The organism is Arsukibacterium perlucidum DSM 18276, assembly GCF_000382165.1.
In the GTDB taxonomy this organism is placed as follows: Bacteria; Pseudomonadota; Gammaproteobacteria; order Enterobacterales; family Alteromonadaceae; genus Alishewanella; species Alishewanella perlucidum.
This window is the reverse complement of record NZ_KB907741.1, coordinates 1-15,692: the sequence shown is the minus strand read 5'-3', so window position 1 is coordinate 15,692 and position 15,692 is coordinate 1. Positions and strand designations below refer to the sequence as shown.

General features: G+C 47.0%; 13 protein-coding genes and 1 tRNA gene. All 14 read right to left on the bottom strand.

Translation table 11 applies throughout. The annotated features are described in order from the left end of the window. Window positions 1-152 (bottom strand): GTP-binding protein (locus H141_RS21315; protein ID WP_019677790.1); only part of this gene is annotated, 152 nt, incomplete at its 3' end. A 57-nt stretch (window positions 153-209) separates the two neighbouring features. After that, window positions 210-2,312: an elongation factor G gene (gene fusA, locus H141_RS0118575; protein ID WP_026349552.1), complete on the bottom strand. Its 2,103-nt coding sequence runs from the start codon at window positions 2,310-2,312 to the stop codon at window positions 210-212. A 27-nt stretch (window positions 2,313-2,339) separates the two neighbouring features. After that, the gene (gene rpsG / locus H141_RS0118570) at window positions 2,340-2,810 is read right to left on the bottom strand and encodes a 30S ribosomal protein S7 (protein WP_019677788.1); all 471 of its coding nucleotides are present in this window, start codon (window positions 2,808-2,810) and stop codon (window positions 2,340-2,342) included. 90 nt (window positions 2,811-2,900) lie between these two features. Further along, window positions 2,901-3,275 (bottom strand): 30S ribosomal protein S12, encoded by a 375-nt coding sequence (gene rpsL / locus H141_RS0118565; RefSeq protein WP_019677787.1) that lies wholly within the window; start codon window positions 3,273-3,275, stop codon window positions 2,901-2,903. Window positions 3,276-3,426: 151 nt separating this feature from the next. Then, window positions 3,427-7,608: a DNA-directed RNA polymerase subunit beta' gene (rpoC, locus tag H141_RS0118560; RefSeq protein ID WP_019677786.1), complete on the bottom strand. Its 4,182-nt coding sequence runs from the start codon at window positions 7,606-7,608 to the stop codon at window positions 3,427-3,429. Window positions 7,609-7,674: 66 nt separating this feature from the next. Beyond that, the gene (gene rpoB, locus H141_RS0118555; RefSeq protein ID WP_019677785.1) at window positions 7,675-11,700 is read right to left on the bottom strand and encodes a DNA-directed RNA polymerase subunit beta; all 4,026 of its coding nucleotides are present in this window, start codon (window positions 11,698-11,700) and stop codon (window positions 7,675-7,677) included. A 177-nt stretch (window positions 11,701-11,877) separates the two neighbouring features. After that, window positions 11,878-12,243 carry a 50S ribosomal protein L7/L12 gene (gene rplL / locus H141_RS0118550; RefSeq protein WP_019677784.1) on the bottom strand — a complete coding sequence of 122 codons (366 nt, stop codon included), beginning with the start codon at window positions 12,241-12,243 and terminating at the stop codon, window positions 11,878-11,880. 66 nt (window positions 12,244-12,309) lie between these two features. Continuing rightward, complete coding sequence (rplJ, locus tag H141_RS0118545) at window positions 12,310-12,804, bottom strand: 50S ribosomal protein L10 (RefSeq protein WP_019677783.1); 495 nt, start codon at window positions 12,802-12,804, stop codon at window positions 12,310-12,312. A gap of 301 nt (window positions 12,805-13,105) precedes the next feature. Then, window positions 13,106-13,807 carry a 50S ribosomal protein L1 gene (gene rplA / locus H141_RS0118540; protein WP_019677782.1) on the bottom strand — a complete coding sequence of 234 codons (702 nt, stop codon included), beginning with the start codon at window positions 13,805-13,807 and terminating at the stop codon, window positions 13,106-13,108. 3 nt (window positions 13,808-13,810) lie between these two features. Continuing rightward, the gene (gene rplK, locus H141_RS0118535; protein WP_019677781.1) at window positions 13,811-14,239 is read right to left on the bottom strand and encodes a 50S ribosomal protein L11; all 429 of its coding nucleotides are present in this window, start codon (window positions 14,237-14,239) and stop codon (window positions 13,811-13,813) included. 121 nt (window positions 14,240-14,360) lie between these two features. Further along, complete coding sequence (nusG, locus tag H141_RS0118530; RefSeq protein WP_026349551.1) at window positions 14,361-14,888, bottom strand: transcription termination/antitermination protein NusG; 528 nt, start codon at window positions 14,886-14,888, stop codon at window positions 14,361-14,363. A gap of 15 nt (window positions 14,889-14,903) precedes the next feature. Continuing rightward, the gene (gene secE / locus H141_RS0118525) at window positions 14,904-15,278 is read right to left on the bottom strand and encodes a preprotein translocase subunit SecE (RefSeq protein WP_019677779.1); all 375 of its coding nucleotides are present in this window, start codon (window positions 15,276-15,278) and stop codon (window positions 14,904-14,906) included. An 85-nt stretch (window positions 15,279-15,363) separates the two neighbouring features. After that, window positions 15,364-15,440, bottom strand: a tRNA-Trp gene (locus H141_RS0118520). A gap of 159 nt (window positions 15,441-15,599) precedes the next feature. Continuing rightward, window positions 15,600-15,692 (bottom strand): EF-Tu C-terminal domain-related protein (locus H141_RS21310; RefSeq protein WP_019677778.1); only part of this gene is annotated, 93 nt, incomplete at its 5' end.

Here is a 15,692-nt window from a genome sequence, read left to right as displayed (position 1 = left end):
TCGATTTGATCGAAAGCAAATGCCTGACCGCCGTATGTCTTAGCTAATACGTTAGTGATAGCAGCTGTCAGAGTAGTTTTACCGTGGTCAACGTGACCGATAGTACCTACGTTTACGTGCGGTTTTACGCGTTCAAATTTAGCCTTAGCCATTTGTAGACCCTTCTATATTAAATTGCAGCCCGACTTACACCGGGCCATACTAATTGATTAGTTAGACTTACGTGCAGCGATAATCGCTTCAGTTACGTTGTTTGGTGCTTCCTGATAATTCAGAGGCTCCATTGAGTATGAGGCGCGGCCCTGACTCAGTGAACGCATGTTGGTTGCATAACCAAACATTTCTGATAACGGAACATTTGCGTCAACGATTTTGATACCACCAGGGGCATCGTCCATACCGTGAATAATACCGCGACGACGGTTTAAGTCACCAACAATATCACCCATAAACTCTTCAGGCGTTACCACTTCAACTTTCATAATAGGCTCAAGTACTACTGGTTTCGCTTGCAGCGCACCTTTCTTAAAGCCCATTGAAGCAGCAACTTTAAATGCCATCTCATTAGAGTCTACATCATGGTATGAACCATCAAAAACAGTTACTTTAACGTCGATTACAGGATAACCCGCTAATACGCCGTTTTTCATCTGTTCTTGTATACCTTTGTCGATGGCAGGAATGTATTCCTTCGGAATAACACCACCCACTACCGCGTTGACGAACTCGTAACCTGCACCTTCTTCCTGCGGTTCGATCTTCAGCCAACAGTGACCAAACTGACCTCGACCACCAGACTGACGCACAAACTTACCTTCAACTTCGGTAGCCTGACGCAGCGTTTCACGATATGACACCTGTGGTTTACCCACGTTTGCTTCAACCTTGAACTCGCGACGCATCCGGTCAACGATAATGTCTAAGTGTAATTCGCCCATACCAGAAATAATGGTTTGGCCGGTTTCTTCGTCAGTATGCACCCGGAAAGAAGGATCTTCTGCCGCCAGTTTACCCAGCGCGACACCCATTTTTTCCTGATCAGCCTTGGTTTTTGGTTCAACGGCTACCGAGATAACCGGCTCAGGGAACTCCATACGTTCCAGAATAATCATATTATCCTGATCACATAAGGTGTCACCTGTAGTGGTATCTTTTAAGCCGATTGCGGCGGCGATATCGCCGGCACGAACTTCTTTAATTTCTTCACGGGTATTGGCATGCATTTGCACCATCCGGCCAATCCGCTCTTTCTTCTGTTTTACTGAGTTGTAAATAGCAGAACCTGCTTCTACTACCCCAGAGTACACCCGGAAGAAAGTCAGCGTACCAACAAATGGGTCGGTTGCGATTTTAAAAGCCAGTGCGGCGAAGGGTTCATCATCACTTGAATGACGCTCCCCTTCCGACTCATCTTCCAGAATACCTGTAATCGCCTTTACCTCAGTCGGTGAGGGCAGGTATTCAACAACCGCATCCAACATGGCTTGCACACCTTTGTTTTTAAAGGCGGAGCCACATAGTACCAATACCACTTCATTACGTAAGGTCAGTGCACGAAGGGCCGCTTTGATCTCTTCTTCAGAAAACTCGTCGCCTTCAAGGTAGCGTTCCATCAGATCTTCACTGGCTTCCGCCGCAGCTTCAATCAGGTTCTGACGCCACTCTTTGCACTCTGCCAACATGTCAGACGGGATCTCTTCATAATTGAAGGTCATACCCTGGTCTTCCATGTTCCAGTTAATTGCTTTCATTTTGATCAGGTCAACCACACCACTAAAGTCGTCTTCAGCACCGATAGGCAACTGAATAGGAACAATAGTACTGTTCAGACGGGTCCGGGCCTGCTTGACTACCCGCAGGAAGTCAGCGCCGGTCCGGTCCATCTTGTTGACAAAAATCATCCGAGGAACTTCGTACTTGTTTGCCTGACGCCATACGGTCTCTGTCTGCGGTTGTACCCCAGACGAGCCACATAGCACCACGACAGCACCATCCAACACCCGCAGCGAACGTTCAACTTCAATAGTGAAGTCAACGTGACCCGGTGTATCGATAATATTTATCCGATGCTGGTCAAACTGTGCCTGCATACCGGCCCAGAAAGTAGTAGTCGCAGCCGAGGTAATAGTAATGCCCCGCTCCTGCTCCTGCTCCATCCAGTCCATGGTCGCTGCGCCATCATGTACTTCACCGATCTTGTGTGAACGTCCGGTGTAAAAAAGTACACGCTCAGTAGTCGTGGTTTTACCCGCGTCTACATGCGCGCAGATACCAATGTTGCGGTAGCGTTCTATTGGGGTTGTACGTGCCACAATAGTGTCCTCATCATTTAAATCTGCTTACCAGCGGAAGTGAGCGAATGCTTTGTTCGCTTCGGCCATACGGTGCACGTCTTCACGCTTCTTAACCGCAGAACCTTTGTTTTCGATGGCATCCAGCATTTCACCAGCTAAACGCTGAGCCATTGATTTTTCACCACGTTTACGGGCAGCTTCTACTAACCAACGCATAGCCAGAGCATTCCGACGTACCTGACGAACTTCACATGGTACCTGATAGGTTGAACCACCTACCCGACGTGATTTAACTTCGACAGTTGGACGAATGTTATCTAAAGCAACTTCGAAAAGATCAATATGCTCTTTCTTCGATTTGGTAGCTGCAATTTCTAAGGCGCCGTATACAATTGATTCGGCTGTGGATTTTTTTCCGTCGACCATAACGACATTAACAAACTTGGCAAGTAATTCACTTCCGAACTTAGGATCTGGAAGGATTTTACGTTGACCTATGACGCGTCTTCTTGGCATTCGTAACTCCGATTGCTTCAGGTGATTCCAAAACTTTTAATACATTGAAGAAAAAAAGTTGTTTAGTTTGGCCTTACTAACGGAGTACCGTTATTTCTTAGGCCGCTTCGCACCGTACTTAGAACGGGCTTGTTTACGGTCTTTTACGCCTGCACAGTCTAACGTGCCACGTACGGTGTGGTAACGCACACCTGGAAGGTCTTTTACCCGGCCACCGCGAATAAGCACAACACTGTGCTCTTGCAAGTTATGGCCTTCACCACCAATGTAAGAAGAAACTTCGAATCCGTTGGTTAAACGAACACGGCATACTTTACGTAATGCTGAGTTTGGCTTCTTAGGTGTAGTGGTGTATACACGGGTACAAACACCACGCTTCTGCGGGCAAGCTTCAAGCGCCGGAACGGTGCTCTTGGCTACCTTCTGGCTGCGCGGCTTACGCACTAGCTGGTTGATTGTTGCCATTAAATACTCCTGGTTAATAAATACCCAATAAACGTGAAAATTCCGCACCCCAAAATTAGGGTCGCGGAATTCTAATGGTCAAGCTTTGACCTGTCAAGTTACAATGCAGTTTGCTGGCTTTTTATCCACCGGCAAACTGCCTGCTCCTCTTTTACTCGTCGTTGCCCGACAAATTCATATTAAGTGCATCGGTTAGTGCCTGTTCGGCAGTCTCTGCACTTCTTGACGGTTCAACAACGTCGGTATTGCCGCCACGCTGACGCATGCGGGCACGGTTTTGATGATAAGCAAAACCAGTACCTGCCGGGATCAAGCGGCCAACAATAACGTTTTCTTTCAAACCACGCAGTTCGTCAAACTTACCACCAACAGCGGCTTCAGTCAGAACACGGGTTGTTTCCTGGAACGACGCTGCCGAGATAAATGAATCTGTCGACAGTGACGCTTTAGTAATACCCAGTAATGAACGCTCATACTGCGCAGGCATTTTGCCGGCCGCTTCCAAATCACGGTTTGCGATATTGACGCGGGCCACTTCTGCCATTTCACCTTCCAGGAACTCACTGTCACCTGGGCTGGTGATTAAACACTTACGCAGCATCTGACGAATAATGGTTTCGATGTGCTTGTCGTTAATTTTTACGCCTTGTAAGCGATAAACATCCTGAACTTCGTTAACGATGTAGCTGGCTACATGGTGAATACCACGTAAACGCAGAATATCGTGCGCAGATTCCGGACCTTCCGAGATAACTTCGCCTTTTTCAATGCGCTCACCTTCGAACACATTAACCTGACGCCATTTCGGGATCATCTCTTCATGGGCATCGCCCTGCTCCGGAGTAATCACCAGACGACGTTTACCTTTGGTTTCTTTACCGAAGCTGATAACACCAGAAATTTCCGCCAGAATAGCAGGATCTTTTGGCTTACGTGCTTCAAATAAATCCGCCACTCGTGGCAGACCACCGGTAATATCACGGGTTTTCGAACTTTCCTGTGGAATACGTGCTAACACACCACCGGTCAGCACGTTTTCGCCATCAGCTACTTCGATAGTGGTGAAGCTTGGCAGGCGAATTTCCTGCAATCCACCATCATCGGTCGCCAGGATAAGTTTTGGCTCTTTCGCGTTAGCTTTAGCCAAATCTTTTACTACTGTCCGGGTTAAACCGGTCAGCTCATCCTGTTGTACCTCAGTATTGGTATCATCAACATCACTGAAGCTAACCTTGGCACCACGCTCAACGATAATTGGGTGTGAATGCGGATCCCAGTTCGCTACGATTTGACCAGAAACCACTTTGGCATTGTCATCTGTAGCCATAATAGAACCATATGGCAGCTTATAACGCTCTTTCTCACGACCTAACTCGTCGAATACTGTGACTTCAGCAGAGCGTGAGGTAATAACAATTTTGTTATCGGCGTTGCGTACAAACTTGGCGTTATGCAGTTTTAAAGTACCTGCGTTTTTCACCTGGACACTGTTTTCTGCTGAGGCCCGAGATGCGGCACCACCGATGTGGAAAGTACGCATCGTTAACTGGGTACCTGGCTCACCGATTGACTGGGCAGCAATAACACCTACCGCCTCACCCGCGTTAATCAGGTGGCCACGTGCTAAGTCACGGCCATAACATTTGGCACACACACCAAAGTCGGTCTGACAGGTGATTACTGAACGTACGTGTACTTCATCAATTGAATTTTGTTCAATTAAATCACAAAGTTGCTCGTCCAGCATTGTTCCGTCAGCAACTAATACTTCGCCGGTAGTGGGCGATACAACGTCACCAATAACAACCCGGCCCAGTACCCGCTCACGCAGGCCTTCAACCACGTCACCACCTTCGATCAATGGCTTCATGATGATGCCCTGATCTGAACCACAATCGCTTTCTGTAACCACTAAATCCTGGGCAACATCGACCAGACGACGGGTCAGGTAACCTGAGTTTGCCGTTTTCAGTGCGGTATCGGCCAGACCCTTACGGGCGCCGTGGGTAGAGATAAAGTACTGTAATACGCTTAAGCCTTCGCGGAAGTTAGCGGTAATCGGCGTTTCGATGATAGAGCCATCTGGCTTAGCCATCAGACCACGCATCGCCGATAACTGCCGGATTTGGGCTGGTGAACCCCGGGCGCCTGAGTCTGCCATCATATAAACTGAGTTAAATGATTGCTGCTCTACAGTATTACCATCACGGTCAACCACCGACTCTTTCGACAGGTTGTCCATCATAGCTTTTGACAAGGTTTCGTTAGCTGTTGACCAGATATCGATAACTTTGTTGTATTTTTCACCGGCTGTTACCAGACCCTGCTGGAACTGGTCCTGAATTTCGGCTACTTCTGTTTCCGCCGCTTCGATAATCTCGGTTTTTGCAGCCGGGATTACCATGTCATCAATACCAACTGACACGCCGGATAACATAGCGTAATGGAAACCGGTATACATGATTTGGTCTGCAAGAATAACCGTTTGCTTCAGGCCGATACGTCGATAAGCACCGTTTAACAAGCGTGAAATTTGCTTCTTACCCATTGGCTGATTTATTGAATCAAACGCCAGGCCTTCAGGCAGAATAGAGAACAAAATGGCACGGCCAACGGTGGTGTCGCGCACGGCTACTGTTTCAGTACGGCTGCCATCTTCAGCAATTTCTACTTCTGTGATCCGAACTTTAACTTTGGCATGCAGGCTGGCACAGTCTGCGCGGAAGGCTTTTTCAGCTTCTTTCGCACTCTTGAACATCATGCCTTCGCCTTTTACGTTAATCGCCTCACGCGTCATGTAATACAAGCCTAATACCACGTCCTGTGAAGGAACGATGATAGGCTCACCGTTGGCCGGCGATAACACGTTGTTGGTCGACATCATCAGCGCACGGGCTTCTAACTGCGCTTCAATGGTTAACGGCACGTGTACCGCCATTTGGTCACCATCGAAGTCGGCGTTATAAGCGGCACACACTAACGGGTGCAGCTGAATTGCTTTACCTTCAATCAGTACCGGTTCAAATGCCTGAATACCTAAACGATGCAGGGTTGGTGCCCGGTTCAGTAATACCGGATGTTCCCGGATAACTTCATCCAGCACGTCCCATACTGCGCCTTCTTCGCGCTCAACCATCTTTTTAGCAGCTTTGATGGTAGTAGCTAAACCGCGGGCTTCTAACTTACCGTAAATGAAAGGCTTGAATAATTCCAAAGCCATTTTTTTCGGTAAACCGCATTGATGTAGACGTAAAGTAGGACCTACGGTAATAACCGAACGGCCTGAGTAATCAACGCGCTTACCTAACAAGTTCTGCCGGAAACGACCCTGCTTACCTTTGATCATATCAGCCAGAGATTTCAGTGGGCGCTTGTTTGAACCAGTAATAGCGCGGCCGCGACGGCCGTTATCTAATAAGGCATCAACCGCTTCCTGTAACATCCGCTTTTCGTTGCGGACGATGATATCAGGCGCAGATAAATCTAACAGCCGCTTTAAGCGGTTGTTACGATTAATAACACGACGGTATAAGTCGTTTAAATCTGAGGTAGCAAAACGGCCACCGTCCAGTGGTACCAGAGGACGTAAATCCGGTGGCAATACTGGCAGCACGGTCATGATCATCCACTCAGGCTTGTTGCCTGAAGTGAAAAATGACTCCATCAGTTTTAAACGCTTGCTAATCTTTTTACGCTTGGTTTCAGAGTTGATAGTAGGCAGCTCTTCACGCATCTGCTTAATTTCAACGGCTAAGTCAATACCACGCAGGATGTCCAGCACGGCCTCTGCACCCATCTTGGCTTCGAATTCGTCGCCATGCTCTTCCAGTACGTCCAGATATTCCTCTTCGGTTAACATCTGGCGACGCTCTAACGAGGTCATGCCTGGCTCTGTTACCACGTAGCTTTCGAAATACAGCACGCGCTCGATATCACGCAGGGTCATATCAAGTAATAAACCAATCCGGCTTGGCAGCGATTTTAAGAACCAGATATGCGCTACCGGGCTGGCCAGCTCAATATGGCCCATCCGCTCACGACGTACTTTGGTTAAGGTAACTTCAACGCCACACTTTTCACAAATAACACCGCGGTGCTTTAAGCGCTTGTACTTACCGCACAAACACTCGTAATCTTTTACCGGGCCAAAAATCCGGGCACAGAATAAACCGTCACGCTCTGGTTTAAAGGTACGGTAGTTGATCGTTTCTGGCTTTTTCACTTCACCAAATGACCATGAACGGATCATATCCGGTGAGGATAAACCGATACGAATAACATCAAACTCTTCAGTTTTAGTTTGTTGTTTCAGAAACTTTAATAAGTCTTTCACCTTTGCTCTCCTGTAAGAGGTAAACCGGAATGGGGCAGCGCACTGCCCCGCCAACTAACTGTCGGTTTATTCCTCTTCCAATTCGATATTGATACCGAGCGAACGGATTTCTTTCATCAGTACGTTGAAAGATTCTGGCATGCCAGGCTCCATTCTGTGGTCGCCGTCAACGATGTTTTTATACATCTTAGTACGACCATTGACGTCATCAGACTTAACAGTAAGCATTTCCTGCAGAGTATAAGCCGCACCATAAGCTTCTAACGCCCACACTTCCATCTCACCGAAACGCTGACCACCGAACTGTGCCTTACCACCCAGCGGCTGCTGAGTAACCAGACTGTAAGAACCGGTAGAACGCGCGTGCATTTTGTCATCAACTAAGTGGTTCAGTTTCAGCATATACATGTAGCCAACCGTAACCTTACGTTCAAAGGTATTGCCGGTACGACCATCATATAAGGTGATCTGACCGCTGGTCGGTAAATCGCCAAGTGTTAATAACTCTTTGATTTCTGATTCTTTAGCACCATCAAATACCGGTGTTGCCACTGGCAAGCCTTTGCGCAGGTTCTGCGCCAGGCGACGTACTTCGTCATCAGTGAAGCTGGCAACATCAACGTTCTGCCGTGATTCACCTAAGGCATATACTTTAACCAGGAAGTCGCGGATTTCTGCGATCTCTTTCTGGTCTTTAATCATGCCGTCGATTTTGTCACCAATACCGCGAGCTGCTAAGCCCAGGTGGGTCTCCAGAATCTGACCAATGTTCATCCGTGACGGAACACCTAACGGGTTCAACACGATATCAACCGGCTGACCTTTTTCGTCGTATGGCATATCTTCAACAGGTACGATAGTTGAAATAACACCTTTGTTACCGTGACGACCCGCCATTTTATCACCTGGCTGGATCCGGCGTTTCACAGCCAGATACACTTTAACAATTTTCAGTACGCCAGGGGCTAAATCGTCACCCTGGGTAATTTTACGACGTTTTAATTCGAACTTCTTATCGTACTCAACCCGAATTTCTTCGTACTGGGCCGCTAACTGCTCTAAGTCGTTTTGCTTGTCTTCATCACTTAAGCTCTGATTAAACAAGGCATCTCCTTTTAACGTATCCAGCTTGGCGCGGTCTAAACCGCTTTGCTCCAGCAGGTTACGAGCCCGGTCATAAATACCGGCTTCCAGGATCCGGAATTCTTCATTCAGGTCTTTCTTAGCCTGTTTGACTTCCATTTCCTCGATTTCGCGAGCGCGCTTGTCTTTCTCAACGCCATCACGGGTAAATACCTGCACGTCAATAACGGTACCCGTTACAGAGTTTGGTACCCGCAGTGAGGTGTCTTTAACATCAGACGCCTTTTCACCGAAGATAGCGCGTAATAGTTTTTCTTCCGGCGTTAACTGGCTTTCACCTTTAGGTGTCACCTTACCTACCAGAATGTCGCCACCTTTCACTTCAGCACCAATATACACAATACCCGCTTCGTCTAGTTTGCTTAGTGCAGACTCACCGACGTTCGGGATATCACCGGTAATTTCTTCAGGCCCAAGCTTGGTATCACGTGCGATACAGCTTAATTCCTGAATGTGAATAGTAGTTAAACGATCTTCCTGTACCAGACGCTCAGATAACAAAATCGAATCTTCGAAGTTGTAACCATTCCACGGCATAAATGCTACGCGCAGGTTCTGACCTAACGCCAGTTCACCTAAGTCGGTAGACGGGCCGTCGGCTAATACGTCACCACGTTCAATAGGCTCGCCATGGTTAACGCAGGGGCGCTGATTAATACAGGTGTTCTGGTTAGAACGGGTGTATTTAGTCAGGTTGTAGATATCGATACCGGCTTCACCGGCAATCATTTCTTCTTCGTGAACCTTAATAACAATTCGGCTTGCGTCGACATAATCAACTGTACCACCGCGCTTTGCTACTACCGTTACGCCTGAATCTTTTGCTACTACCCGCTCAATACCGGTACCTACCAGCGGCTTATCAGCGCGTAAAGTAGGAACTGCCTGACGTTGCATGTTCGAACCCATCAGGGCCCGGTTAGCATCATCATGCTCCAGGAATGGAATTAGCGCCGCAGCAACCGATACAATTTGCTGTGGTGCAACATCCATGTACTGAACTTCTGAGGATGGCATCAGGGTAAATTCGTTTTTATAACGGCAAGGTACCAGCTCTTCTGAAAGACGATTTTCGTCATTCAGCTCAGCGTTAGCCTGGGCAATGACAAAGTTACCTTCTTCAATCGCCGATAGGAAATCTACTTCATCAGTTACAATACCGTTTTCAATTCGGCGATATGGGGTTTCCAGGAAACCATACTCGTTAGTCTGGGCAAACATTGACAACGAGTTAATCAGACCGATATTCGGACCTTCCGGCGTTTCAATCGGACATACCCGGCCATAGTGGGTTGGATGTACGTCACGTACTTCGAAACCGGCGCGCTCACGCGTTAAACCGCCCGGGCCTAATGCAGAAATACGACGCTTATGTGTCACTTCTGACAGCGGGTTATTCTGGTCCATAAACTGTGACAGCTGACTGGAACCGAAGAACTCTTTAACAGCAGCCGAAATTGGCTTAGCGTTAATTAGATCCTGCGGCATAACGGCATCTAAGTCGCCCAGTGACAGACGTTCTTTAACAGCACGCTCTACCCGGACTAAACCGACCCGGAACTGATTCTCGGCCATTTCGCCAACAGAACGAATGCGACGGTTACCTAAGTGGTCTATATCATCAACTTCGCCATTACCATTACGAATGTCGATTAACACCTTCATTACTGCCAGAATGTCTTCTTTACTCAGTACACCGGCGCCAATGTTTTCTTCAAAGTTAACCCGACGGTTAAACTTCATCCGGCCAACTGTTGACAGGTCGTAGCGATCTTCAGAGAAAAATAAATTTTCAAACAGGGTTTCAGCAGCTTCACGCGTTGGTGGTTCACCAGGGCGCATCATTCGGTAAATTTCTACCAGTGCTTCAATCCGGTTGTTACTTGGATCAATCCGGATAGTTTCTGAAACATAAGAACCTTGGTCTAAATCGTTGATGTACAACGTTTCAAAACTTTCATAACCAGCTTTTGTCAGCTTAGCTAATATATCCAGAGTTAATTCAGCATTAGCTTCGGCAACAATTTCACCACTGCTGGTGTCAACGTAGTTTTTAGCCAGTACCCGGCCAACTACATATTCATGAGGTACTTCCATCATGGTCAGGCCGGTTTTTTCCAGCTGACGCACATGACGGGCAGTGATCCGACGGCCTTGCTCAACAATCACTTCGCCATCGTTATCTTTAATATCAAAACCGGCTGTTTCACCGCGTAAACGGTTGGCAACCACTTCCATCAACAACTTACCTTCTTTCACCTCAAACTTAGTGTTTTCGAAGAAGGTCGCCAGAATTTCTTCTGTGCTGAATTCCAGTGCCCGCAATAAAATAGTTGCCGGTAATTTACGGCGACGGTCGATCCGGACAAACAGATTATCTTTGGCATCAAATTCAAAGTCTAACCATGAACCACGGTAAGGAATAACGCGGGCGTTATATAATACTTTGCCAGAGGAGTGCGTTTTACCACGGTCGTGATCAAAGAACACACCTGGACTGCGATGCAGCTGAGAAACGATAACCCGCTCAGTACCATTAATTACAAAGGTACCGTTTTCGGTCATTAGCGGGATTTCACCCATGTAAACTTCTTGTTCACGGATATCTTTAATCGTGCCTGGTGCTTCTTTATCAAATAACACCATCCGCAGTTTTACACGTAATGGTGCCGAGTAAGTCACACCGCGGATTTGACATTCTTTTACATCAAAAACAGGTTCCCCAATGCGGTAGCTGACATACTGCAATTCCGCGCTGCCTGAATAGCTTTTGATTGGAAATACAGAGCGGAATGCGGCTTCTAAACCGTATTCACCTTCCGGATCTGGCTCGATAAATTTGCTGAAAGATTCAATTTGAATCGATAGCAGGTATGGCACATCCAGTACTTCCGGACGTTTGCCGAAGTCCTTACGGATACGTTTCTTCTCAGAATAAGAGTAAGTCATGGGGTTCCTCAGCTTGCTGATTTTTTTCCCAACTACCGAATTACCGGTAATTTATTGCTACCAGACATGGTAACAGCAGGGGTGGGGAAATCATTGTCCCACAGCGCAAAAAGGCCGGTGATTAATTCATCACCAGCCCAGCCCGAATTTCAGGCAGTTAACCCGGTTTTTACCGGATTATTTAACTTCAACAGATGCACCAGCTTCTTCAAGATCTTTCTTAAGAGCAGCTGCTTCATCTTTAGAAACGCCTTCTTTGATTGCAGCAGGAGCTGACTCAACCAAGTCTTTCGCTTCTTTCAGGCCTAAACCGGTAGCGCCACGTACTGCTTTAATAACAGATACTTTATTTGGACCAACAGCGGCCAGAATTACGTTGAATTCTGTTTGTTCTTCAGCGGCAGCAGCCGGGCCAGCAGCAACAGCTACAGCGGCAGCGGCAGAAACGCCGAACTTTTCTTCCATTGCAGTTACTAACTCAACTACATCCATTACAGACATTGCTGCGATAGCATCTAAGATTTGATCTTTAGTCACTGACATTGCTCAGATTCCTAAATTAGGGGACGAGTCCCGAATTAAATTCCACTCACCAAACAACACGTATAATTACGCGGCTTGATCCTGTTTTTGGTCGCGAACCGCGGCAATTGTACGTACAAGTTTGCCGGCTGCTGCCTCTTTCATAGTGCTCATTAAGCGTGCAATAGCTTCGTTGTATGTTGGTAACGATGCTAAAACATCAATGCTTACTGTTTCGCCATTAAAAGCGGCACTTTTCAACTCGAACTGTTTGTTGTCTTTAGCGAAATCTTTAAAGATCCGCGCTGCAGCACCTGGGTGCTCCTTAGAGAACGCAATCAGTGTCGGGCCTACGAATGCATCTTTCAAACACTCGAATTCGGTGCCATCTACTGCGCGGCGAACTAAGGTGTTACGGACTACTTTCATCCAAACACCAGCATCACGAGCCTGCTTACGCAAGGCAGTGATGTTGCCTACAGTGACACCACGAGCGTCTGCGACTACCGCAGATAAAGCACCTTTGGCAGCTTCCTGGACTTCAGCAACAATTGCTTTTTTGTCATCAAGCTTTATAGCCATTGGCTCTTAACTCCTGGTTCATCCGGATAAGTTAATCCGGTTGCCTACACATCGCCTCTGGTTACCCGAAGGCGCGCGATTTACGGTGAGACCAGATTGAATTTAATTGAATTTAATTCGTTCTGGGGCCTGCACCGTCTGCGTAGGTTGTTATTTTAAGCAATGCGGCTTACGCTTTATTGCACCTACGGTCTTGGACGGAAGCGCCGTGTTGAAATTTAACAACCAACAACAGCACTTCTACCCGAATTTTTTGAGGGCGGGATTATAGAACAATACCGCCCAGCTGTAAAGCCAAGCCTTAAACCACTGCGCTCAGAGAGGCCTGGTTTAAAGTCATGCCAGCACCGTGAGTAGATGAAATGGTGACTTTCTTAATGAAAATACCTTTCGCTACTGAAGGTTTGGCGCGCTTTAATGCAATCAGCAATGATTCTAAGTTTTCTTTTAACTTGTCAGCATCGAAGTCGATTTTACCGATGGTTGAATGGATAATACCATTCTTATCATTGCGGTAACGGATCTGACCCGCTTTAGCATTCTTAACAGCGTCAGCAACGTTAGGAGTAACAGTACCTGTTTTAGGGTTAGGCATTAAACCACGTGGGCCTAAGATCTGACCTAACATACCGACCACGCGCATCGCATCCGGAGAAGCGATAACAACGTCAAAGTCCATTACGCCTTTCTTAACCTGCTCAGCTAAGTCTTCCATACCTACGATGTCAGCGCCGGCAGCTTTAGCTGCTTCAGCGTTAGCACCCTGAGTAAATACCGCTACACGTACGGTACGGCCAGTACCATGTGGCAGTACCGTAGCACCACGCACGTTCTGGTCTGACTTACGAGCGTCGATACCCAGGTTAATTGCAACGTCAACGCTCTCAACGAACTTGCCGGCAGTTAATTCTTTTAACAAAGCAACAGCTTCGTTGATGTCATATTCGCGAGTTACATCTACTTTAGAGCGGATTAACTTAGCGCGTTTTGTTAATTTAGCCATCGATTAGCCCTCCACCACTAAGCCCATTGAACGAGCAGTACCTTCAATGGTACGCACCGCAGCAGCATGATCTGCAGCTGTTAAATCAGGTTGTTTGATCTTAACGATCTCATCAATCTGCGCAGCTGTAACCTTGCCAACTTTCTGGGTATTCGGACGACCTGAACCGCTCTTCAGTGCCGCTGCTTTTAACAGCAGGAAAGACGCTGGAGGGGTACGGGTTTCGAATGTGAAAGAACGATCGCTGTATACAGTAATTACTACTGGGATCGGCATACCTTTATCAAGGCTTTCAGTACGGGCGTTAAAGCCTTTACAGAATTCCATGATATTCACGCCGTGCTGACCCAATGCCGGACCAACTGGCGGCGATGGGTTTGCCATACCGGCTTTAACCTGCAGCTTAATAAGTGCTGTGACTTTCTTTGCCATGTTTCACCTCTGTTATAGGGTCGTAGCCTTGTAAATGCGAGGACACTTACTCAAACGGCTCCCCTGACGATAAAAAGGGCGCAGATTATATTTTAATCAGCGCCCCGTTACAACTAATAAATCAGGCTTTCTCAACCTGTCCAAATTCCAGTTCTACCGGGGTAGCACGGCCGAAAATTAATACCGAAACTTTTACGCGGCTTTTTTCGTAATCGACTTCTTCAACTACGCCGTTAAAGTCAGCAAATGGACCTTCGGTAACCCGAACCACTTCACCCGCTTCAAACAGAGTTTTCGGTTTCGGTTTATCCGCATTGTCCTGCAGACGATTGAGGATGGTCATTGCTTCTTTTTCAGAAATTGGTGCTGGACGGTCTGAGGTGCCGCCAATAAAGCCGAGAACCCGTGGCACACTCTTCACTAAGTGCCAGGCTTCTTCACACATTTCCATTTGCACCAATACATAACCAGGGAAGAACTTGCGCTCAGACTTACGCTTCTGGCCTGCACGCATTTCAATTACTTCTTCGGTAGGTACTAATACTTCACCGAACTTGTCTTCCATCTCGTTAAGTTTGATATATTCACGCAGCGATGTGGCAACCCGCTGCTCAAATCCTGAAAACGCTTGTACAACATACCAACGCATTTTTGCAGCCATGCTTTAGATCCCCAATCCGGTAAAGAAAGAAACAACCCGTAATAAAATAGCATCCAGGCCCCATAATAATAAGCCCATAATAATAGTGGCTATTATTACTACCAGCGTAGTTTGCATTGTTTCCTGGCGGGTAGGCCAAACAACCTTACGGATTTCAGAACGAGACTCTTTAGCGAAATTTATAAAAGTACGACCTTTGTTGGTTTGACCGGCAACTACGCCAGCAATAATCACTAGCACAACAATTGCTATAGCACGCTCTAACGCACCCAGTTCAAAAATGTAGTTACCGACAACTGCTAATGACAGGATAACAAAAACTAATAACCATTTAACCAGATCAAGCCCGCTTTTGGGGTTTTCGCTCGCAACGCTCATGCTCTAACTCACTTCAATTTGGCGTGTATCATGCCAGTCGTTATAAACTATCAGGCATAGCCACTATCAGCTGCTACCTTAAATTTGGCAGGGGCAGAGGGATTCGAACCCCCAACCATCGGTTTTGGAGACCGCTGTTCTACCAATTGGAACTATGCCCCTTCAATCTTTTAAATAGCTGTATTGTTACCCAGCCATTAAATAGCCGCTCATTATACTGTCTTAGCGTGCTAAAACAAGCTTACCGTATCGTATTGCAGCATATTTAAAGGACTAAAATAAAAAAGGCCCCTGACGGAGCCTTTTTTTATCTACACTTAATTAAGCGATGATTTTAGATACTACACCAGCACCTACAGTACGGCCGCCTTCACGGATTGCGAAGCGTAAACCTTCGTCCATCGCGATTGGGCA